The organism is Pseudomonas sp. SJZ131 (assembly GCF_007828705.1).
In the GTDB taxonomy this organism is placed as follows: Bacteria; Pseudomonadota; Gammaproteobacteria; order Pseudomonadales; family Pseudomonadaceae; genus Aquipseudomonas; species Aquipseudomonas prosekii.
On record NZ_VIVC01000002.1, the window covers coordinates 995,653 to 1,017,918 of the forward strand.

Sequence of the window (22,266 nt, forward strand, 5' to 3'; positions counted from 1 at the left end):
TTGGAAGGCTTCTTGCAGTAGCCGTCCTGCGCCTGCTTCGGGCGTCAAAAGTTTGCTTTAAAGGAACGGGGAAAACCGGTGGATCGCTCTCAGTTACTCAACAGTGCCCGCACAAACGTCGCCGACTTGAGTCGGGGAAATCTGGGTGTGCCGCTGTTGCTGCTGGTCATGTTGGCGATGATGATGTTGCCGATCCCGCCGTTCCTGCTGGACGTGTTTTTCACGTTCAACATTGCCTTGTCGATCGTCGTTCTGCTGGTCTGCGTCTACGCCTTGCGGCCGCTGGATTTCGCCGTGTTCCCGACCATTCTGCTGGTGGCGACATTGATGCGCCTGGCGCTCAACGTCGCTTCGACGCGGGTGGTCATGCTCCACGGCCAGGACGGCCACGCCGCCGCCGGCAAGGTGATTCAGGCCTTCGGTGAAGTAGTAATCGGCGGTAACTACGTGGTCGGTATCGTCGTGTTCGCGATTTTGATGATCATCAACTTCGTCGTCGTGACCAAAGGTGCCGGGCGTATTTCCGAGGTGAGCGCGCGTTTCACCCTCGATGCCATGCCCGGCAAACAGATGGCCATCGACGCCGACCTCAACGCCGGTCTGATCGATCAGAACCAGGCCAAATTGCGCCGCATGGAAGTCGCCCAGGAAGCCGAGTTCTACGGTTCGATGGACGGTGCCAGCAAGTTCGTTCGCGGTGACGCCATCGCCGGCCTGCTGATTCTGTTTATCAACCTGATCGGCGGCATGGCGGTCGGTATCTTCCAGCACGGCATGACCTTCGGCGACGCCGGCCGGGTTTACGCGCTGTTGACCATCGGTGACGGTTTGGTGGCGCAATTGCCATCACTGCTGTTGTCCACCGCTGCAGCGATCATGGTGACCCGTGCGTCCGGCTCGGAAGACATGGGCAAACAGATCAATCGGCAGATGTTCGCCTCGCCGAAAGCCTTGGCGGTTGCAGCCGGTTTGATGGCGGTCATGGGCCTGGTGCCGGGCATGCCGCACTTCTCCTTCCTGAGCATGGCTGCGTTGGCGGCTGGCGGTGCTTACCTGTTCTGGAAGAAGCAAAGCGTGGTCAAGGTTCAGGCCTTGCAAGAGGTCAAGCGTCAGCAGGAATTGCTGCCGTCGCCGGCCCGCGCCCAGGAAACCAAGGAACTCGGCTGGGACGACGTGACTCCTATCGACATGATCGGCCTGGAAGTGGGCTACCGCTTGATCCCGTTGGTCGATCGCAATCAGGGTGGTCAGTTGCTGGCGCGGATCAAAGGCGTGCGTAAAAAGCTCTCGCAGGATCTGGGCTTCCTGATGCCGACTGTGCATATCCGTGACAACCTCGACCTCGCGCCGAGTGCTTATCGCCTGACCCTGATGGGGGTGATCCTCGCCGAAGCGGAGATTTACCCGGATCGCGAACTGGCGATCAATCCAGGGCAGGTCTACGGCTCGCTCAACGGCATTACCGCCAAAGATCCGGCTTTTGGTCTTGAAGCGGTCTGGATCGAAATCAGCCAGCGTGCGCAGGCCCAGTCACTCGGTTACACCGTGGTCGATGCCAGTACGGTAGTGGCAACCCACTTGAACCAGATTTTGTATAAGCATTCCAGTGAGCTGATTGGCCACGAAGAAGTGCAGCAACTCATGCAATTGCTGGCCAAAAGCTCGCCAAAACTGGCGGAGGAGCTGGTGCCGGGCGTGGTGTCGCTGTCGCAGTTGCTCAAGGTTTTGCAAGCGTTGCTGGCCGAACAAGTGCCGGTTCGCGACATTCGCAGCATTGCCGAGGCCATCGCCAACAATGCTGCCAAGAGTCAAGATACTGCCGCGCTGGTCGCTGCAGTGCGCGTTGGCGTAAGCCGCGCAATCGTCCAAAGCATTGTAGGGACTGAGTCTGAGCTGCCAGTTATCACCTTGGAGCCAAGGTTGGAACAGATATTGCTCAATAGTCTGCAGAAGGCAGGACAAGGCTCGGAAGAGGGCGTTCTGCTGGAGCCAAGCATGGCGGAAAAGTTGCAGCGCTCGTTGATCGAAGCGGCGCAGCGTCAAGAGATGCAAGGTCAACCGGTGATTCTGCTGGTGGCCGGTCCGGTTCGCGCGATGCTCTCGCGATTCGGCAGGCTGGCAGTTCCGGGTTTGCACGTGTTGGCGTATCAGGAAATTCCTGACAACAAGCAAGTGACCATCGTTGCGACAGTAGGGCCCAACGGCTGAGGTAGCAGTTTATGCAAGTTAAGCGTTTTTTCGCCGCCGATATGCGTCAGGCCATGAAGCTGGTTCGTGATGAGCTGGGCGCTGATGCCGCAATCATCGGCAACCGCCGGATCGCCGGCGGTGTCGAGCTGACGGCTGCGCTGGATTACAAATTGTCGGCGCTGGCCCCGCGCGTTCCCAATATGGAACTCGAGGACGAGCTACGCAAGACGCAGTCGCGCATCGCTACCGCCCAGGCCGAATTGACCCTGCGCAGCGAAGGCGAGACCGAAGGTGACAAAACCACCAATCGCCAGTTGTTCGCCGGCCTGCCACTGACCGCCGCCGAACCGCTGATCGAACCGACTTACAGCGAACCACGTCGTGCTGCGCCGGCCCCTGCGCCAGCCGCCGGCGGGGTCGACCCGCGTGCTTTCGACTCGATGCGTTTCGAGCTCAACAGCCTGCGCGAACTGATGGAAGTGCAACTGGGCTCGCTGGCCTGGAATCAGCTGCAAGGCAGCCGTCCGGCCCAGGCCAACCTGTGGCGTCGTCTGCAACGCATCGGCTTGTCCGGCCCGTTGTCGCGCGACCTGTTGGCGCTGATCACCGATATTCAAGAGCCTCGTCAGGCCTGGCGCATGTTGCTGGCGCACCTGGCGCGGATGATCGCGACCCCGGAAGTCGAGCCACTGGAAGAGGGCGGTGTGATTGCCATGGTCGGCCCTGCCGGCATGGGCAAGACCACCACGCTGGCCAAACTCGCCGCGCGCTACGTGCTCAAGTACGGCGCGCAAAGCATCGCGCTGGTAAGCATGGACAGCTATCGAATCGGGGCGCAGGAGCAACTGAAAACCCTGGGCCGGATCCTCAATGTCTCGGTGACCCACGTCGATCCGGGTCAGTCGCTGGTCCAGGCATTGGATCCGTTGCTGCGCAAACGGGTGATTTTGATTGATACTGCCGGCCTTCAGGCCAGCGACCCGGCCCTGCGCATGCAGCTCGAAAGCCTGGCCGGTCGCGGCATCAAATCAAAGAATTATCTGGTCCTGGCTACCACCAGCCAGAAACAGGTGCTGACCGCCGCTTATCACAGTTACAAGCGGTGCGGGCTGGCCGGCTGCATCCTGACTAAACTGGATGAAACGGCAAGTCTGGGTGAGGTGTTGAGCCTGGCCATCAGTCATGAATTACCGGTGGCTTACCTCACCGATGGCCCGCGTATTCCAGATGATCTGCATCTGCCGCGACGTCACCAGTTGGTCAGCCGCGCGGTCAGCGTGCAAATGCAGGAAGAACCCAGCGAAGAAGCCATGGCTGACATGTTCGCTGATATTTACCACAGTCCGACCAAGCAGGTGGGCTGAGGTGCTAATGAACAGTTTTTGTACCTACATCGATGGTCTGCCATGCATTGTTCAGATTGTGAACGCGCAGCCAGTAATGTGGCCTCCGTCTATGCAAGACAAGGTAAAGAAATAACATGGGCAGCATGCATCCCGTACAGGTGATCGCGGTGACCGGCGGCAAAGGTGGCGTCGGCAAGACTAACGTGTCAGTGAACTTGTCCCTGGCTCTTGCAGAGCTTGGCCGACGGGTCATGCTGCTGGACGCCGATCTGGGTCTGGCGAACGTTGACGTTCTGCTGGGACTGACGCCCAAACGTACTTTGGCCGACGTGATCGAAGGCCGCTGCGAGCTGCGCGACGTTCTGTTGCAAGGCCCCGGCGGCATTCGCATCGTCCCGGCCGCGTCCGGCACGCAAAGCATGGTTCATCTGACCCCTGCGCAGCACGCCGGCCTGATCCAGGCGTTCAGCGATATCGGCGATAACCTCGACGTATTGGTGATCGACACGGCTGCGGGTATTGGTGACTCGGTAGTCAGTTTTGTTCGCGCGGCCCAGGAAGTATTGCTGGTGGTGTGCGACGAGCCGACTTCGATTACCGACGCCTACGCGCTGATCAAGTTGCTCAACCGCGATTACGGCATGAACCGCTTCCGCGTGCTGGCCAACATGGCCCAGAGCCCACAGGAAGGTCGCAACCTGTTCGCCAAGTTGACCAAGGTCACGGACCGCTTCCTCGACGTCGCCCTACAATACGTGGGCGCCGTGCCTTACGACGAAAGCGTGCGCAAGGCTGTGCAGAAACAACGTGCTGTCTACGAAGCCTTCCCGCGCTCCAAGTGCGCACTGGCGTTCAAGGCGATTGCACAGAAGGTCGACACTTGGCCGTTGCCCGCCAACCCGCGCGGACACCTGGAGTTTTTCGTCGAACGTCTCGTGCAACAAACCGCAGGACCCGTCCTATGACAGCCAGTGGCTACAACCTCTACCAGAAGTCGGCACGTGACGCGCAGTACGAGCTGATCGAGCGTTATGCGCCACTGGTCAAACGCATTGCTTACCACTTGCTGGCGCGTTTGCCGGCCAGTGTCCAGGTGGAAGACCTGATCCAGGCCGGGATGATCGGCCTGCTTGAAGTGTCGACCAAATACGACGCCAGCAAAGGCGCGAGTTTCGAAACGTACGCGGGCATTCGAATCCGTGGCGCGATGCTTGATGAAGTACGCAAAGGGGACTGGGCACCACGCTCGGTCCACCGCAATACCCGCATGGTCAGCGACGCAATTCGCTCGATTGAAGCTAAAACCGGTCGTGACGCTAAAGATCACGAGGTTGCGGCCGAACTCCAATTGAGTCTCGACGATTATTACGGGATTTTGAACGATACCTTGGGCAGCCGCCTGTTCAGTTTCGACGACCTGTTGCAGGACGGCGAACACGAAGGGCTGCACGAGGATGGCGCCAGTGCTCATCTGGAGCCGTCGCGCGATCTGGAAGATGAACGCTTCCAGGCCGCTTTGGCGGACGCGATTGCCAATTTGCCGGAGCGTGAGCGACTGGTGTTGGCGCTGTACTACGACGAAGAGCTGAACCTCAAGGAAATCGGTGAAGTCCTTGGTGTCAGTGAATCGCGGGTCAGCCAGTTACACAGCCAGTGCGCGGCCCGTTTGCGGGGGCGTTTGGGGGAGTGGCGAGCGCGCTGAAGGCAGTGTGGGGACACTGCGAACGAGGCTGGTGCGGTGATCAACCGCAGCGGTCGCGATCTGTTGTGCTCCAGACAGTCATCGAATGCTTTGCCTGATTGAATGAAATGGCGTGTCCAGGTGCTGGGCGCGTTTAAGACTGCTTGGAGGTCGAATTGGACAAGAACATGAAAATCCTCATCGTTGATGACTTCTCAACGATGCGGCGGATCATTAAAAACCTGTTGCGTGACCTCGGGTTCACCAACACGGTCGAGGCTGACGATGGCACCACTGCCATCCCGGTTCTCAACACCGGCAGCATCGACTTTCTGGTAACGGACTGGAACATGCCAGGCATGACCGGCATCGATCTGCTGCGCCACGTGCGCGCCGATGAAAAACTCAAGCACTTGCCAGTGCTGATGGTGACCGCTGAAGCCAAGCGCGAGCAGATCATCGAAGCGGCCCAGGCCGGGGTAAACGGCTATGTGGTCAAACCCTTCACGGCCCAGGCGTTGAAAGACAAGATCGAAAAGATTTTCGAACGCATCGGTTGAGCAACTGCGCCACGGGGGAGCTATGGAGCATAAAGAATCTTCACAGGGCGATTTTGAGTCGACCCTGAAAAAACACGCCGTCGAACTGGTCGAAAGCCTTGAAAAGGGCAGGTTCGGCGACGCTGTGCAACTGATCCATGAGCTCAACCAGACCCGTGACCGCGGCCTGTATCAGGAAGTGGGCAAGCTCACTCGCGAGCTGCATAGCGCGATCGTCAATTTTCAGATTGACCCGAATATGCCGCAAGCCGAGGAAGTTTCGCAGATCACCGACGCCACCGAGCGTCTGGGGTATGTGGTCAAGCTCACCGAGGCCGCTGCCAACCGCACCATGGACCTGGTGGAAAACGCCACGCCGCTGGTCAATGCCCTGAGCACTGAAGCCCAGGCATTGAGCGCCGACTGGGGCCGGTTCATGCGTCGCGAAGTCGGGGCTGAAGAGTTCCGTGAGCTGGCGCGTCGTGTCGACGGTTTCCTGACACGCAGTAGCGAAGACAACCGCGTGGTGTCGAGCAACCTCAACGACATCCTGCTGGCTCAGGATTACCAGGACCTCACCGGTCAGGTGATCAAGCGCGTGACCCAGTTGGTCACCGAAGTCGAAAGCAATCTGCTCAAGCTCGTACTCATGGCCAGCCAGGTAGACCGCTTTGCGGGTATCGAACATGACCGTGACGCGATGCTGGCTGAAAAAGATCCGCAAAAACATCTCTCTCAGGGTGAAGGTCCGCAGATTCATGCCGATAAGAGAGAAGACGTTGTGTCCGGTCAGGACGATGTGGACGATTTGTTATCCAGCCTGGGATTTTAGAGTTTTAGAATTTTAGGTTTTTTAGGTTTTTAGACCTGTAGGAGCACCCCCTTAATGAGCTTCGGCGCCGATGAAGAGATCCTTCAGGATTTCCTGGTTGAGGCCGGCGAGATTCTAGAGCTACTGTCCGAGCAACTGGTCGAGCTGGAAAGCCGACCGGATGATGCGGACTTGCTCAATGCAATTTTTCGCGGTTTTCACACTGTAAAAGGGGGCGCCGGCTTCCTCCAGCTCAATGAACTGGTGGAGTGCTGTCACATCGCCGAGAACGTGTTCGACATCCTGCGCAAGGGTGAACGCCGCGTCGACTCGGAACTGATGGACGTGGTTCTCGAAGCGCTGGATGCGGTGAACGGCATGTTCACCGAAGTCCGCGAACGCAGCCCGATCACCGCTGCCACTCCAGAATTGCTCGCGGCACTGGCCCGTCTGGCCGAGCCGCAATCGGCCGACGAAGCCGCCCCGGTGGCCGACGCTGTGGAAGAACCGACCGCTGAAAGCGCATCTGGCGACGACAGCGGCGACATTACCGACAATGAATTTGAACAACTGCTGGATTCGCTGAACGCCGTCAAGGCTCAGGCTGAAGCCCCGGCACCCGTCGCTGCGCCAGCGCCGAGCAGCAGCAACGCCGCCGCCAGCGACGAAATCACCGATGACGAGTTCGAGTCGTTGCTTGATCAGTTGCACGGCAAAGGTCAGTTCGCGGTGGATGCCGTCGCTGCGTCTACTTCCGCGCCTGCTCCTGCAGCACCGGCCGCGCCAAAAGCGGCGGGCGACAGCTCGGACATCACCGACGACGAATTCGAAGCCTTGCTCGATCAACTGCACGGCAAGGGCAACTTTGCCGTCGACGCACTGGAATCGGCAATTGCTGCGACGCCTGCCGCCCCGGCAGCGCCTGCGGCGAAAGCGGCTGGCAGCGATCTGATCTCCGATCACGAGTTCGAATCGCTGCTCGACGAATTGCACGGCAAAGGCAAGTTCACCGAAGTCGGCACTGGCGCAGTGGTTTCCGCTCCTGTGGCCAAGGCTCCGGCGCCTGCTGCAGCACCCAAGCCTGTGGCGAAAGCGCCTGAGCCGAAAGCTGAACCGGCCAAGCCTGCGGCAGCTCCAGCGCCTGCCCGCGCTGCGTCGCCGCCACCGGCGGAAAAACCCGCCAGTGAAGCCGAGACCACTGTGCGGGTTGATACCGCGCGTCTCGACGAAATCATGAACATGGTCGGCGAACTGGTATTGGTGCGTAACCGCTTGGTCCGTTTGGGCCTCAATAGCGGCGACGAAGCCATGTCCAAGGCTGTGTCGAACCTCGACGTGGTCACCGCTGATCTGCAAACCGCGGTCATGAAGACCCGGATGCAACCGATCAAGAAAGTCTTCGGCCGCTTCCCGCGCCTGGTTCGTGACTTGGCTCGCCAGCTCAAGAAAGAGATCAACCTGGAATTGGTCGGCGAAGAAACCGACCTCGACAAGAACCTCGTCGAGGCCCTGGCCGACCCGCTGGTCCACTTGGTGCGCAACGCGGTCGACCACGGCATCGAGTCGCCGGAAGAACGCGAAGCCTCGGGCAAATCCCGTGGCGGCAAAGTGATTCTGGCGGCTGAACAGGAAGGCGATCACATCCTGCTGTCGATCTCCGATGACGGCAAAGGCATGGACCCGAACGTCCTGCGTTCGATCGCGGTAAAACGCGGCGTGATGGACAAGGACGCGGCCGATCGCTTGAGCGATACCGAGTGCTACAACCTGATTTTCGCTCCGGGTTTCTCGACCAAAACCGAGATCTCCGACGTGTCGGGTCGTGGCGTGGGCATGGACGTGGTGAAAACCAAGATTTCCCAGCTCAACGGTTCGATCAACATTTATTCGACCAAGGGCCAAGGCTCGAAGATCGTCATCAAGGTGCCGCTGACCTTGGCGATCATGCCGACGCTGATGGTCATGCTCGGCAATCAGGCGTTTGCGTTCCCGCTGGTCAACGTCAACGAAATCTTCCACCTGGACCTGTCGCGCACCAACGTTGTCGACGGTCAGGAAGTGGTGATCGTGCGGGACAAGGCGCTGCCCTTGTTCTATCTCAAACGCTGGCTGGTCAGCTCCGCCGCTCATGAAGAGCAGCGCGAGGGCCACGTGGTGATCCTTTCGGTGGGCACGCAGCGGATCGGCTTTGTCGTCGATCAACTGGTGGGCCAGGAAGAAGTGGTGATCAAGCCATTGGGCAAAATGCTCCAGGGAACCCCCGGCATGTCCGGCGCCACCATCACCGGTGACGGGCGCATTGCGCTGATTCTCGATGTACCGAGCATGCTCAAGCGTTACGCCGCACGGCGTATTTGATTCTGGTGGAGCGGGGCGAGTGCGCCTCGCTCCGTCTAACGGAGTGTTTATGGTAGTCAAAGTCCTGGTGGTCGACGATTCGGGTTTCTTCCGTCGCCGCGTTTCGGAAATCCTTTCAGCAGATCCGAACATCCAGGTTGTCGGTACGGCGACCAACGGAAAAGAGGCGATTGATCAGGCCCTGGCCCTCAAGCCAGACGTGATCACCATGGACTACGAGATGCCGATGATGGATGGCATCACGGCGGTGCGGCACATCATGCAGCGCTGCCCGACACCGGTGTTGATGTTCTCCTCACTGACGCACGAAGGCGCCCGGGTCACTCTGGATGCGCTGGACGCCGGTGCGGTGGACTTCCTGCCGAAGAATTTCGAGGACATCTCGCGCAACCCCGAGAAGGTCAAGCAATTGCTGTGCGAGAAGATCCTGAGCATCTCGCGCAGTAACCGTCGCGCCAACACCTACAGCGCCCCGGCGCCAGTGGCGGCACACGCCCCAACACCAGCTCCGGCACCGGCACCGGCACCCAGCCATTCAAACCATGGCAGCACCAGCAGCTATGGCAGCAGCGCGCCCTCGCGTCCGGCCCCGGCACCCTTGCCGACCCGTGCGCCAGCCCCGGCGAGCGCGCATTCAAGTGCTTCGTCCGCCAGTGCCAAACGCAAGGCCTACAAACTGGTCGCCATCGGCACGTCTACCGGCGGCCCGGTGGCGCTGCAGCGGGTTTTGACCCAGTTGCCGGCGAACTTCCCGGCACCTATCGTATTGATCCAGCACATGCCGGCGGCTTTCACCAAGGCGTTCGCCGAGCGTCTGGACAAGCTCTGCCGCATCAGCGTCAAGGAAGCCGAGGATGGCGACATCCTGCGTCCGGGCCTGGCCTTGCTGGCGCCGGGCGGCAAGCAAATGATGGTCGATGGTCGGGGCGCGGTGAAAATCCTCCCAGGCGATGAGCGTCTGAACTACAAGCCGTGCGTGGACATCACTTTCGGCTCGGCGGCCAAGTCCTACGGTGACAAAGTTCTGGCGGTGGTGCTGACCGGCATGGGCGCCGACGGTCGCGAAGGTGCGCGTCTGCTCAAGCAGGGCGGCAGCTCAATCTGGGCTCAGGATGAAGCCAGCTGCGTGATCTACGGCATGCCGATGGCCATCGTCAAAGCCGACCTCGCCGACGCGATCTACAGCCTCGACGACATTGGCAGACACCTGGTCGAGGCGTGTATCTGATGGATGTACTGAGCCTTATCGGGATCATCATGGCGTTTGTCGCGATCATCGGCGGCAACTACCTTGAAGGCGGTCACCTCGGCGCATTGGCTAACGGCCCGGCGGCGTTGATCGTGATTGGCGGTACCGTCGGCGCGGCGCTGCTGCAATCACCGATGAGCGCGTTCAAGCGCTCGATGCAGATCCTCGCGTGGATCCTGTTTCCGCCACGCGTCGACTTGGCTGGCGGCATCGACCGCGTGGTCAACTGGAGCCTCACCGCGCGCAAGGAAGGCTTGCTTGGGCTGGAAGGCGTGGCTGACGCCGAACCGGACAATTACTCGCGCAAAGGCCTGCAATTACTGGTCGATGGCGCCGAGCCGGAAGCGATTCGGAGCATCCTCGAAGTCGATTTCTACACCCAGGAAAGCCGCGACATCGAAGCCGCCAAAGTCTTCGAAAGCATGGGCGGTTATGCGCCGACCATCGGCATCATCGGCGCGGTAATGGGCCTGATTCACGTCATGGGCAACCTTGCCGATCCGTCGCAACTGGGCAGCGGGATTGCCGTGGCGTTCGTCGCGACCATCTACGGCGTGGCCAGCGCCAACCTGGTGTTGCTGCCGGTCGCGGCCAAACTCAAGTCCATCGCGTTGCGCCAGTCGCGTTATCGCGAAATGTTGCTGGAAGGAATTCTGTCGATCGCCGAAGGTGAAAACCCTCGCTCTATTGAGTTGAAGCTTCAGGGCTTCATGGATTGATGGGAGACATGGACCATGGCACGTCGCCGGCAACCTGAAGAACACGTTAATCACGAACGCTGGTTGGTGTCCTACGCGGACTTCATCACTCTGCTGTTTGCGTTCTTCGTGGTCATGTATTCGATTTCTTCGATCAACGAAGGCAAGTACAAGGTCATCTCCGAAGCGTTGGTCGGCGTGTTCACCGATTCCGACCGTGCACTGAAGCCGATCCCGATTGGCGATGAGCGACCGCACACGGTGACCCCGGCCAAACCGCTGGTGCAGGACGCCGAGCAGATCGACGCGGGCATTGCCGGCGGCAGTGACCCGCTGAAAAGCATCGCCGATGACATCAGCGCGGCGTTCGGCGACTTGATCCGCTCCAACCAGATGACCGTGCGTGGCAACGAGTTGTGGGTCGAGATCGAACTCAATTCCAGCCTGTTGTTCGGCAGCGGCGACGCGATGCCGAGCGACATGGCGTTCAACATCATCGACAAGGTTGCGGGCATTTTGAAGCCGTTCGACAACCCGATCCACGTCGAAGGTTTTACTGACGATCAACCGATTCGCACCGCGCAGTACCCGACCAACTGGGAACTGTCTTCGGCGCGTTCGGCGAGCATCGTGCGCATGCTGGCGATGCAGGGCGTCAACCCCGGTCGCCTGGCTTCGGTGGGTTACGGGGAATTCCAGCCAGTCGCCAATAACGCCACGGCTGAAGGGCGCGCGCGCAATCGGCGGGTGGTGTTGGTGGTTTCGCGCAATCTCGATGTGCGCCGCAGTCTGACCGGCACCGGCACCGCTCATGCACAACCGGACGCGGCGTTGAAGCGTGCTGGCACACAAACTGCACCGACCCCGGTCAAGTCGCCGGGACGAGAGAGCGCCGTCAATTCTCCGTCACCCGCATTAACACGTTGAGCTATTTCTCGGTCGACGCTTTCGCCCGAGAGGAACCATTCGAATGAGAGTCTGGGCAGTTGCCAATCAAAAGGGTGGTGTTGGTAAAACCACTTCCTCTATCGCTTTAGCCGGTTTGCTGGCCGAGGCGGGCAAGCGCGTGGTCATTGTCGACCTCGACCCGCACGGCTCGATGACCAGCTATTTCGGTTACGACCCCGACAGCCTCGAGCACAGCTGCTACGACCTGTTCCTGAATCGCGGTAGCGTGCCGCAAGGGTTGCCCGGTCAGTTACTGTTGCCGACCAGTCACGAAAGTATTTCGCTGTTGCCGTCGAGCACTGCGCTGGCGACGCTGGAACGTCAGTCGCCGGGGCAAAGCGGTCTGGGCCTGGTGATCGCCAAGAGTCTGGCGCAATTGTGGCAAGACTTCGATTACGCGGTGATCGACAGCCCGCCGTTGCTCGGCTTGTTGATGGTCAACGCCTTGGCCGCGAGCCAGCAATTGGTGATTCCGGTGCAGACCGAGCACTTGGCCGTCAAAGGCCTGGAGCGCATGGTCAACACGCTGGCGATGATCAACCGTTCACGCAAACAGGCGTTGCCGTTCAGCATCGTCCCGACCCTGTTCGACCGCCGGACTCAGGCGTCCCTCAGCACCTTGCGGGTGCTGCGCGACAAATACCCGGAAGAAATCTGGCAGGGCTACATCCCGGTCGATACGCGCTTGCGCGATGCGAGCCGGGCCGGGGTCACGCCTTCGCAATTCGACGGTAAAAGCCGTGGAGTGCTGGCGTACCGCGCGTTGCTCAAACATTTGCTGGCTGCCCAACTTGTCCCGGCGGTGGCCTGATGAACCGTCCGGTCAAAACCACTTCGCGACCGCAACTGGCGCTGCAAACCTACCTCGACAATTTGTTGATGGAGGCGACTGAAGAGTTGCCGGCGCCCGTTGAATTGCTGGCTGAGGTGGCTGAGGTGGCTGAGGTCATTGAAGTCGTTGAGTCGGTCGAGGAGCAGGCAGCGCTGGATGAGTTTCAGGCTGCGATGCTGGAAGAGCAGGCGCGTGATGCGTTGCCAGCGGCTGTCGAAGCTGCGCCAGTGCATGCGCCCGTGATCGAGAAAACGCCGCTGACGGTAATTGAAGCGCCGGCGCCGGTGCTGGCCTCGGTCTCGACCATTGCCCCGCTGTTGCAAGCGCTGGTGCCGCCGGTGGTCGAAGTCCACATGCCGCCGAGCATCACGCCGCCACCGGTGGAAACCGATGGCCGTCCGACGTGGGCCGCCGAGCCGTTCGAATGCCTGTTGTTCGATGTCGCCGGGCTGACCTTGGCCGTGCCGCTGGTGTGCCTGGGCTCGATTTATTCGCTGGCCGGTCACGAGCTGACGCCGTTGTTCGGTCAGCCGGAATGGTTCCTCGGGATCCTGCCGAGCCAGGCCGGCAACCTGAAAGTCCTGGATACCGCGCGCTGGGTCATGCCGGATCGCTACCGCGAAGATTTCCGCCAGGGCCTGCAATACGTCATTTCGGTGCAGGGCTACGAGTGGGGGCTGGCGGTGCATCAGGTCAGCCGTTCGTTGCGCCTGGACCCCAACGAAATTAAATGGAGAAGTCATCGAGGTCAGCGGCCATGGCTCGCGGGCACGGTGATTGAGCACATGTGTGCGCTGCTGGACGTTGCCGCGCTGGCCGAGTTGATCGCCAGCGGTGGCGCAAAGCACATTGGCGGCAGCAAGCCGCTACACAAATCGACATAACAGCCGACATAACAAGTAGGCGACGGCATTGTTGAATGCCGCCACACAGAACACACACCGCCAGAAGCGGTTTTCGAGGGGTCAGGTATGAGTAATCACGCGACGAATGCAAAGGGTTCTGAAGATCCGATCCTGCAATGGGTAACCTTCAAACTGGACAACGAAACCTACGGCATCAACGTGATGCGCGTTCAGGAAGTCCTGCGTTACACCGAAATCGCCCCGGTCCCGGGTGCCCCGAGCTACGTGCTGGGCATCATCAACCTGCGCGGTAACGTGGTCACCGTGATCGACACCCGTCAGCGCTTCGGCCTGATGAATGCCGAGATCAGCGACAACACCCGGATTGTCATCATCGAAGCCGACAAGCAAGTCGTCGGGATCATGGTCGACAGCGTTGCCGAAGTGGTTTACCTGCGTCAGTCGGAAATCGAAACCGCGCCGAACGTCGGTAACGAAGAATCCGCCAAGTTCATTCAGGGCGTGTGCAACAAGAACAACGAACTGCTGATCCTGGTCGAGCTCGACAAGATGATGAGCGAAGAAGAATGGTCGGATCTGGAGAACATCTGATTGATTCTTGAGGTTGCTGTCATTGTCCTGTTCCTGTTTTGGGCAGGCACGCTGGCGATGTTCCTGGCCTACATCCGCGGCCAGCGGCTGATCGCCGCGCAACAGGCCGAGGGTGATGCGCTGCGCGATCAGCGCATCAAGGACTTGGCCAAACGCGTCGACAACTATCAGAACGGCATCGTGCGCATGGGTGAAGACCTGCACGAACTGCGCGCCGTCGTCAGCCCGTTGCCAGACAAACTGGCGAGCCTGGAACAGCGCGACCCCTCAAGCCTGTCGTTCGCCCAAGCGGCACGCCTGGTCGGCATGGGCGCCAGCGTCGATGAACTGACCCAGTCCTGCGGCCTGACCCAGGCTGAGGCGGAATTGATGAGAAAGATGCACAAGAACTGAGCCTTGCGGCTCTGCTCGGAACGCTTCGAGAATAGGCTCGCTCCTGCAGTAGATTGGCGGTGTTCACAGATTTTGTGTTCATCACCAGGTTGCTGTGGGAGCGGGCTTTTTTGTTATGGCGGGTTTGAAGTCTTTTACTGGAGGCGATGAGTTTCCTGTGGCGAAGGAGCCGGCTCCCGTCGGACTGCAGCAGTCCCGAGATCATCCCGCCGGGTAAGTCCGGCAAACGGCACCACTCAACCAGACCAACAAAGTAGAACCGCTTAAACGCGAGTTGCTTGAGTGTTTCTGGTTATTTCAGGTGTTTGCTAACTCAAAAAAACAAAGTCCTACTTTAAGAAGCGCTGAATAGACTTTTAAAATCATTTTGGTCCTACATTGCCAAGTAAGAGCTTTCCTACAAAAAATCAAAAAAATATTAAATGCCATTTCTCAGTGCTTTGTCGTTTAAATGTTTTGCGTTGACATGCAGGCGTCAAACTATTTAAGTTTATTTATCGAGTTCGCGATGACTCGGGTCAATGGTTTAGAGACTTCCCATTTCTGAGGTGGTCGGATTATGGAAAACATATATGTGATTGGTGCTGGGTGTATGGGGCGGGCCATCCTGTTCGGACTACGAAGAACTTTAGGGCTGGCGCATTTGAGAGTTATAGAAACTGACTCAGTTCAATCCGAATATCTTGCCGTCAGCGGATTCCATGTCAAAAAGTCAATCGACACGATTGATTATGACGATATCGTCATTCTGGCTGTTCCACCTGATCAGTTTCAGAAGTCAGTTGAAAATAATCCGGCATTGCTTACTCATTGTGGTCCGGTGATTTCAGTGATGGCGGGTGTCACAATCGATTTGTTAAGCAAGATTCTGAGACATGCACGCCTGGTCAGGTCTATTCCAAATACACCGTCAGAAGTTCAGGAAGGAATGACGCTTTATTATGTTTGTGACGAAACAGACGCGCAGTTGATATCCATTTCTCAGAGTATCTTCGGCTCAATTGGTCAATGCGCTCAGGTTGCCGATGAAAACCAGATCGACTCTGCTACCGCGTTTGCGGGAGGCGGCCCGGCACTGGTGGCCTATTTCGCCAATGCATTACAGATCTACGCAGAGCACCAAGGGTTTGACAGTGAAGCGGCTCGCGCAATGACCATCCAATTATTATATGGAACAGCATTGTTGATGCGGGCGACCGGGAAGACATCGATGCAATTATGTAGGGAGGTCCAGACTCCTTCAGGAACTACTGAGCGAGCCATCCAGTTGTTGGATTCGCATAATCTGAATAAAAGCATTTTTGCTGCGCTAGCTGCGGCTGCCGAACGTTCGGCAGAGTTGGGGCGTAGTCTTCATGAGAGGCATGATTATGACTGCGGAACAGCCAGGCCGGACGAAGGAAGCTCCAGGTAATTCGTGTTTTAACGAGTTTGAATTATATGATGTGTATTTTGGTATGGGGCACTGCATAACCCTCATAGATGACCCGAAAGCCTTTAAAGTGAGTCCCGCAGGCGTGGCGTTCGGCTCGCTGCTGACCCGATATGTCACCGAGGAACTTTTAACTGCGAGAATTCTGGATCTTGGAACCGGAAGCGGAAGCGGAATCCATTCTTTGCTTTTGAAAAGCATTGGTGTGGGCAACGTGGTTGCAAGCGATATTTCCGAGGATGCGGTCGCCATCGCGAGGAAAAACGAATTATTAAATTATGGCAACAGCACCATTGAATTTTGCCATGGCGATCTCTTTGAGGGGTTGAAAGCATCTGCCTATAGGTACGACGTAATATTATTTAATCCGCCAGGTTGGCGAACACCCTCCAATGGTTTTTTAGAAGCCTTGGGGAAGTTGGCTGGCTCGAAAGTTTGCCCCGTTGGATCGATGTTTTACGGAGATGAAATTCTGGCGAGGTTTTTCAAGGAACTGCCGTTTCGTTTGGTTGATGGCGGAAAAGTGATAATTGGCTTGAACTCGCTGGTCGGAATTAAACAGTCAATCAACAGGCTGCGACACGTACATGCAAACGATTTTATTATTCAGTGCAGGCTTTTAGAGAGGCACGAGTTCCCTTTGTTTTTTTATTATGAAGAGTGGACGGCCGCCAAGCATCTGTTTATCAGTGAGATTTTGAGTTGGACGCGTCAAGGGCTAGCGTACTGCAGTGTTGAGAAAAATGGCCAGATCAACTGGTCGTATGAGATCGTCGAATTGACACTGCGGAAAAAATAAGTATGGTCTCCTCGAACGTTAAGCAAAAAGCGTTGGGAGCGTTAAGCGGTATTCTCGCGAATATTTTGTTAGGTCTGTCGTCCGTCTTCTGGGCACTTCTAGGCGCTGTGAACACATTCACATTACTTGGGTATAGGGTCTATTTTTCGGTTCTAGCAGCGCTTTTTGTAGTCTGTGCCAGTGGGCAGTTCAGGAAGCTGTTCGCGAGTCTGAATGTGCGGCAGTTATTCGTACATGCTATGGCTGCTGTTTTAATAGCGGTTAATTGGGGTGTTTTTATATGGGCTTCCATACATGGTCGTGTGTTGGAAAGCAGTGTTGGTTATTTGATTGCACCGATAATCACTATAGTTATTGGAGTGTTTGTTTATAAAGAGAGTTTGTCCCCTTTCAGGGCTATTAGCGTTGTGGCTATGGTGATAGGGGTGTCAGGACTGTTGATATTCAGCTCTGGTCTGGATGTCCGCGTTTATCTGGCTATCGGGCTCAGTTGGGGAGGATATTGCAGTCTGAAAAAAATGACGTCCCTGAATGTTTTCAGTGGACTGCTTCTGGAGTCCATCGTATTGGCCGTTATGTTTACGCCAATATTGTTGTTTTCGGATCTGAGTCTGGACCTGCCTGACGGCCTGGGATTGCTGCGGACAGCGCTTATCTTCAGTTGCGGATTAGTATCAATTATTCCATTGGCTTTGTTTGCTTTTTCATCCAGCAGAATTTCCATGACTTCGCTGGGGTTGTTGCAGTTCGTGCTGCCGATTACGCAGTTCATCGTCGCCACGGTGGTTTATGAACAGACGGTCTCGGTCGAGCTTGGAGTGGTTCTTCTCGTTGTTTTTGCTGGTCTGCTTTTAACAGTGCTTGAGCCGATCATAAGTACGCTGTTGTCTTCACAAAAGAGGCGCCGGGATGGTACGTAAATACAACGTGGTCGTCGTCGGTCTGGGGATCATTGGAAGTGCTTCGCTCTGGCGACTCTCCCATTCGAGTTCCAATGTGCTTGGAATTGATGCCGGCGCGCCGATAAATCTCTCTGGCTCTTCGCATGGCGCTTCCAGGATTTTCAGACAGGCGTATTGGGAAGGGGAGGCGTACCTTCCTTTGCTTTCGTTGTCGGGTGATTTATGGAGAGAGCTTGACGACACATGTGACAGGCGCCTGATTGTTGAGACAGGGGGATTATTTGTCGGTCCGGTTGCCTCAGGCGTGGTACGTCAAAGCGTCGAGACAGCCCGGAGGGGCAACATCAAACACGAAGTTTTATCCGATACAGAGATCGGGCGGTCTTTCCCGGCCTTTCAGGTTCAGGAGGGTATGGAAGGCGTTTACGAGGCCGGAGCCTTCACCGTCGCAGCGGATGATTCGAAATGTCATATGTTGAACGTGGCGGTGAGACAAGGCGCCGAACTGCGTTTTGGAGCTTCAGTTGTAAGTATCGTTCGTAGCTCAAAGGGTTTGACGCTTAGATTGAGTGACGGCGTTCTGATTCACGCAAATCGGGTAGTTTTGGCGACAGGCTTGGGTATGAGCACTGATTTGATTAGTGATCTCTGCGGCTTGATCGAGCCAAAAAGCGTTCCGGTTTATTGGTTTAGACCCAAACTGAATAACGATCTGAATTTCGCTGAGGAATTTCCTGCTTTTTTGTATCAGTTGCCAGATGGACGATTGCTTTACGGAACGCCACAAATTGGCAGCGAAGAAGCAGGAATCAAGATCGGATTTCATAACCATCAACAAGTCATATTTGAACCCGAGATGCATAGACAAGCAGTTGCAGAATCCTGCGTCGATGAGATTTCTGCCTGTATAGAACAGGTTTTTCCGGGATTGAACTCGACGCCTTATGCACATCGAAAATGTATATACACAATGAGTCGCGATGGCTCGTTCATCATCGACGAAGCCGCGAATTTGCCGGGTGTGTTTTATGCGTCGGCATGTTCAGGGCACGGTTTCAAGTTCGCCACGGGTCTGGGTCATCTTCTGGCTAAAGCGGCGTCAAGCGGGGTCTTGGACGATAGTGTCGCGATATTTAGCGCCAAGCGCTTTATCTAAGCGAGCCCTCTATTTCTTTAATCAATAGTCATCTCCCCGATCAGTAATGTCCTTCTCCACCATCGGCGCATTCGGATCCTGCCCCGCCGGGAACTTGCCCTTCAGATTCCACGCAAACGCGATGATTTCGGCGATCGTGCGATACAGCTCTTCCGGAATGCTGTCGCCCAATTCCATTTTCGCCAGCAGCCTGACCAGTTCCGGGTTTTCGTAGATCGGCACTTCGCATTCGCGGGCGATTTTGAGGATGGCTTCGGCCAGTTCTTCGTCGCCCTTGGCGGTGAGGGTCGGGGCGTGGCTGCCGTCGTATTTGAGGGCGATGGCCTGGCGTGGGGCGTTGGGGTTTCTCATGCGGTTTCGTCGACCCAGCGTTGTTCGAGGCGGGTTTGCGCGCCTTGGGGTGGTGTGCCGAGGTGGCAATCCAGGTCGCCGACATTGAGGCCGGACGCCAGCAATTGCTCGCGCAAGGCTGCCAGATTGCTTTCGATCAGGCTCGCGGTGTACGGCCGTTCGGCCCACAACTGGCTGGACAGGCTGCCCTGAATCAGTTGCGCCTGAACCTGCAATGGGCCGAGCGGTTCCATGTCGAAGGCGAGTTCCACGCGCCACAGTTGTTGCTTGGGTTCGCGCTCGTCCCGCCGTTCGTTTTGCGGCTGTTTTTCTGGCGCTTCTTCGCGCTGGAATTTGACTTGCAGCGGCACGATGTCCTGCAAGTTACGCATCGGTATCTCAAGCTGCCAAGTGCTCATCAACCGACCATCGTCGGTGACGCCGGTTTGTTCCAGGCTCGACAGTTGGTGGCTCTGCAGGCGTGAAACGGCAGCGGCGGCCAGACGCAGCAGATGTTCCAGATCACCTTCGCCGTCCTGGCTCTGCAGCGATCGCTCGGGCAAAGGGAAATGCGTCGGCAATGGTTTGGCGCTGACCTGGCCGAGCATGCCCAAGGCGCTGCGGACGAAACTTGGCATCGTCTGGGCAAGGGTGTTCGCGGCAATCACCGCGCCGAGGTTGCTGTTGGGCGGCGTCAGTTGCGCGATGAGTTTCAGCAGGTCGGCTTTCATGTCCGGGGCGAGGGTGGGCGTCTGCCCGGCGAGCAATTTTGATTCAAGGAACAGGCCGCTGTTGGCCAGCGCCAACGCCAGGCCTCTGGCCGTGCTCAATTGCTGAACGTCCGGCAGGCCGGCGAGCAATTTGTTCACGGCCGCTCGCAGGTCCGCGGAGGTTTCGTCGGTCGGCGGCAGGTTCTGCAAGGCGCTGAGCAAACTGTTCAGCGAACCTTGGCGGCTCTGTTGGGTGGTCAACTGCTGGGTCACCGCCAATTGGTCCTGACGATTGCTCAACGGTACGAATTTCAGGGTTTGCGTGTCTTGCACCAATGCGCTCAGCAACGTGCCGATGCGCAGTGGCTGCGGACTGTCGATGGTCAGCGTGCTGCCGCTCAGCGCGGTATTCAGGAGACTGACCATCGAGCGAAAAACCGTCGGTTGCCCCGGCGTCTGCGGCAGCACTTGCGACGTCAGCACTTTGCCCTGCAGCAAGGTGCCGGCCGGCAGTTGCGCGGTGTCGATGCGGGTGAGGGCGGCGACGTTGGAAGCCGTAGTCTGTTGCACCGCAATCGCCAGGTTGCTGGCGGACGGTTGAGTGATCGCGAGGTTGGTGCCGGTCGGCAGCGGTTGCGTGCTGGTGGCTTGGACTGTGGTCTGGCGACCGCCATCGACGGTGACTTTGAGCAGCAATTGAAAGGTCTGATCCGCCTGTTTCAGCGACAACACTTCGGCATTGGCAGTCTTGCCCGCACTGATCAGGCCCTCGATCGGCGTCAATAACTTGAGCAAATCACCGCTTACCACCTGCGGGCGCGTGGCCGTCGGGGTGGTCGGGGGCACTGGGAGGATGTTCATTTCGCCTGTCATACGCGGTCACAACCTTCGGAAAATGCGCTCTTTAGAGTAAGGCATGGCATGTATAATGCCGCCCGTCTTCAGGGAGCGGTGAAAACATTCAATTGTTTTGATCCAGCTCTCTAAAACCGGCTGCCGATGCATCTATGCTGCATCTCTTTAGCGGCCGCGCCACTGCTGACTTGAACCCGACTTGAACCGCCGACTTGAAACGTAAAGGCCTTTGATCTCTTGACCAGTCCAGTCCTGCAAACCGTTGACCTCGCCTGTGAGCGAGACCTTCGGCTGCTTTTCGAAAGTCTCGAATTGCGACTGTGCAGTGGCGAAATGCTGCAGATCAGCGGCCCCAACGGCAGCGGCAAGACCAGCCTGTTGCGTTTGCTCAGCGGCCTGATGCAACCGACCGCCGGCCAGGTGCTGCTCAATGGCCAGCCGCTGAACGCGCAACCCGGCGAACTGGCACGCAATCTGTTGTGGATCGGGCATGCCGCGGGGATCAAGGATTTGCTCACGCCGGAAGAAAACCTCAGCTGGCTCTGCGCCCTGCATCAACCGGCGAGCCGCGAGGCGATCTGGCAAGCGCTGGCCGCGGTCGGTTTGCGCGGTTTCGAGGATGTGCCATGCCACACCTTGTCGGCCGGCCAGCAACGGCGCGTGGCATTGGCGCGGCTGTACCTCGACAGCCCGCCGCTGTGGATTCTCGACGAACCGTTTACCGCGCTCGACAAGCAAGGCGTGGCGCAGCTCGAAGAACACCTGGCCGGGCACTGCGAACGCGGTGGCATGGTAATCCTGACCACGCATCACACGCTGAGCCGAATGCCGGCCGGCTACCGCGACATTGATCTGGGGAATTGGGCCGTATGAGTGTTTTCGGCCTGTTGGTCGCCCGAGAAGCGCGCTTGCTGTTTCGTCGTCCGGCGGAATTGGCCAATCCGTTGGTATTCTTCGCCATCGTCGTTTCGCTGTTCCCTTTGGCGGTCGGCCCCGAGTCTCAATTGTTGCAAACCTTGTCTCCGGGACTGGTCTGGGTCGCAGCGCTTTTATCGGTCCTGCTCTCGCTGGACGGGCTTTTCCGCAGTGATTTCGAGGATGGATCGCTGGAACAGTGGGTCCTTTCGCCGCACCCCCTGGCTCTTCTGGTTTTGGCCAAGGTACTGGCACACTGGGCCTTCTCCGGGCTGGCGCTGGTGTTGCTCGCGCCACTGCTGGCGTTGATGCTCGGTTTGCCTGCCGCCTGTCTGCCGGTGTTGCTGCTTTCTTTATTGCTGGGTACACCGGTGCTGAGCCTGCTCGGTGCGGTGGGCGCAGCGTTGACGGTAGGATTGAAACGCGGCGGCCTGTTGCTGGCGCTGCTGATTCTGCCGCTGTACATCCCGGTGTTGATTCTCGGCAGTGGCGCCTTGCAGGCAGCCTTGCAGGGCATGCCGGCGACCGGTTATCTCTTGTGGCTTGGTAGCCTGACCGCCCTGGCGATAACACTTACACCCTTTGCAATAGCGGCTGGCCTGAAGATCAGCGTCGGCGAATAATAATGAGGTCTGGTTATTTTTTAACCATGTTGGTTAAAGCCA

At 57.8% G+C, this 22,266-nt stretch carries 22 protein-coding genes; 20 read left to right on the forward strand and 2 right to left on the reverse strand.

Annotated elements, in window-relative coordinates; genetic code table 11:
- Positions 1–78 precede the first annotated feature (78 nt).
- From flhA to solA, 18 genes are all read left to right on the forward strand, one after another.
- Positions 79–2,208 (forward strand): flagellar biosynthesis protein FlhA, encoded by a 2,130-nt coding sequence (gene flhA, locus FBY12_RS11545; protein WP_092271426.1) that lies wholly within the window; start codon positions 79–81, stop codon positions 2,206–2,208.
- An 11-nt stretch (positions 2,209–2,219) separates the two neighbouring features.
- A complete protein-coding gene (gene flhF, locus FBY12_RS11550) occupies positions 2,220–3,554 on the forward strand; it encodes a flagellar biosynthesis protein FlhF (protein WP_121733520.1) in 1,335 nt (444 codons plus the stop codon).
- A 116-nt stretch (positions 3,555–3,670) separates the two neighbouring features.
- Positions 3,671–4,501, forward strand: a complete 831-nt coding sequence (gene fleN / locus FBY12_RS11555) for a flagellar synthesis regulator FleN (protein WP_003184001.1) — start codon at positions 3,671–3,673, stop codon at positions 4,499–4,501.
- On the forward strand, positions 4,498–5,238 hold the full coding sequence (gene fliA / locus FBY12_RS11560) for an RNA polymerase sigma factor FliA (protein ID WP_092271422.1): 741 nt from the start codon (positions 4,498–4,500) through the stop codon (positions 5,236–5,238). The genes fleN and fliA overlap by 4 nt, the downstream gene beginning before the upstream one ends.
- 167 nt (positions 5,239–5,405) lie before the next feature.
- Entirely contained in the window at positions 5,406–5,777 is a 372-nt protein-coding gene (locus FBY12_RS11565; RefSeq protein ID WP_178111748.1) for a chemotaxis response regulator CheY, read from the forward strand.
- A gap of 22 nt (positions 5,778–5,799) precedes the next feature.
- Entirely contained in the window at positions 5,800–6,588 is a 789-nt protein-coding gene (locus FBY12_RS11570; RefSeq protein ID WP_121733519.1) for a protein phosphatase CheZ, read from the forward strand.
- 54 nt (positions 6,589–6,642) lie between these two features.
- Entirely contained in the window at positions 6,643–8,925 is a 2,283-nt protein-coding gene (locus tag FBY12_RS11575) for a chemotaxis protein CheA (RefSeq protein ID WP_145252937.1), read from the forward strand.
- 49 nt (positions 8,926–8,974) lie between these two features.
- Positions 8,975–10,153, forward strand: coding sequence for a chemotaxis response regulator protein-glutamate methylesterase (locus FBY12_RS11580; protein WP_145252938.1), 1,179 nt, complete (start codon positions 8,975–8,977; stop codon positions 10,151–10,153).
- Complete coding sequence (locus tag FBY12_RS11585; RefSeq protein WP_092271414.1) at positions 10,153–10,893, forward strand: flagellar motor protein; 741 nt, start codon at positions 10,153–10,155, stop codon at positions 10,891–10,893. The genes FBY12_RS11580 and FBY12_RS11585 overlap by 1 nt, the downstream gene beginning before the upstream one ends.
- A 15-nt stretch (positions 10,894–10,908) precedes the next feature.
- A complete protein-coding gene (gene motD, locus FBY12_RS11590) occupies positions 10,909–11,799 on the forward strand; it encodes a flagellar motor protein MotD (protein WP_092271412.1) in 891 nt (296 codons plus the stop codon).
- 43 nt (positions 11,800–11,842) lie between these two features.
- Complete coding sequence (locus FBY12_RS11595) at positions 11,843–12,631, forward strand: ParA family protein (protein WP_092271410.1); 789 nt, start codon at positions 11,843–11,845, stop codon at positions 12,629–12,631.
- A complete protein-coding gene (locus tag FBY12_RS11600) occupies positions 12,631–13,536 on the forward strand; it encodes a CheW domain-containing protein (RefSeq protein WP_145252939.1) in 906 nt (301 codons plus the stop codon). The genes FBY12_RS11595 and FBY12_RS11600 overlap by 1 nt, the downstream gene beginning before the upstream one ends.
- An 87-nt stretch (positions 13,537–13,623) precedes the next feature.
- On the forward strand, positions 13,624–14,109 hold the full coding sequence (locus FBY12_RS11605; RefSeq protein ID WP_059407544.1) for a chemotaxis protein CheW: 486 nt from the start codon (positions 13,624–13,626) through the stop codon (positions 14,107–14,109).
- Complete coding sequence (locus FBY12_RS11610) at positions 14,110–14,502, forward strand: DUF2802 domain-containing protein (RefSeq protein WP_121733515.1); 393 nt, start codon at positions 14,110–14,112, stop codon at positions 14,500–14,502.
- Positions 14,503–15,061: 559 nt separating this feature from the next.
- Positions 15,062–15,916: a pyrroline-5-carboxylate reductase gene (locus tag FBY12_RS11615; RefSeq protein ID WP_145252940.1), complete on the forward strand. Its 855-nt coding sequence runs from the start codon at positions 15,062–15,064 to the stop codon at positions 15,914–15,916.
- Positions 15,873–16,733, forward strand: coding sequence for a class I SAM-dependent methyltransferase (locus tag FBY12_RS11620; RefSeq protein WP_145253308.1), 861 nt, complete (start codon positions 15,873–15,875; stop codon positions 16,731–16,733). Before FBY12_RS11615 ends, FBY12_RS11620 begins: the two co-directional genes overlap by 44 nt.
- A 2-nt stretch (positions 16,734–16,735) precedes the next feature.
- Positions 16,736–17,653: an EamA family transporter gene (locus FBY12_RS11625; protein ID WP_145252941.1), complete on the forward strand. Its 918-nt coding sequence runs from the start codon at positions 16,736–16,738 to the stop codon at positions 17,651–17,653.
- On the forward strand, positions 17,643–18,791 hold the full coding sequence (solA, locus tag FBY12_RS11630) for an N-methyl-L-tryptophan oxidase (RefSeq protein WP_145252942.1): 1,149 nt from the start codon (positions 17,643–17,645) through the stop codon (positions 18,789–18,791). Before FBY12_RS11625 ends, solA begins: the two co-directional genes overlap by 11 nt.
- Before the next feature lie 21 nt (positions 18,792–18,812).
- Here the strand turns inward: solA and FBY12_RS11635 are convergent, their stop codons facing one another.
- Both FBY12_RS11635 and FBY12_RS11640 read right to left on the reverse strand, forming a co-directional pair.
- Positions 18,813–19,142 carry an EscU/YscU/HrcU family type III secretion system export apparatus switch protein gene (locus FBY12_RS11635; protein WP_092271404.1) on the reverse strand — a complete coding sequence of 110 codons (330 nt, stop codon included), beginning with the start codon at positions 19,140–19,142 and terminating at the stop codon, positions 18,813–18,815.
- The gene (locus FBY12_RS11640; RefSeq protein ID WP_145252943.1) at positions 19,139–20,704 is read right to left on the reverse strand and encodes a flagellar hook-length control protein FliK; all 1,566 of its coding nucleotides are present in this window, start codon (positions 20,702–20,704) and stop codon (positions 19,139–19,141) included. The genes FBY12_RS11635 and FBY12_RS11640 overlap by 4 nt, the downstream gene beginning before the upstream one ends.
- A 219-nt stretch (positions 20,705–20,923) precedes the next feature.
- Here FBY12_RS11640 and ccmA point away from each other — a divergent pair, with 219 nt between their 5' ends.
- Both ccmA and ccmB read left to right on the forward strand, forming a co-directional pair.
- Positions 20,924–21,559: a cytochrome c biogenesis heme-transporting ATPase CcmA gene (ccmA, locus tag FBY12_RS11645; RefSeq protein ID WP_145252944.1), complete on the forward strand. Its 636-nt coding sequence runs from the start codon at positions 20,924–20,926 to the stop codon at positions 21,557–21,559.
- A complete protein-coding gene (ccmB, locus tag FBY12_RS11650) occupies positions 21,556–22,224 on the forward strand; it encodes a heme exporter protein CcmB (protein WP_007980754.1) in 669 nt (222 codons plus the stop codon). Before ccmA ends, ccmB begins: the two co-directional genes overlap by 4 nt.
- The last annotated feature ends 42 nt before the right edge of the window (positions 22,225–22,266 follow it).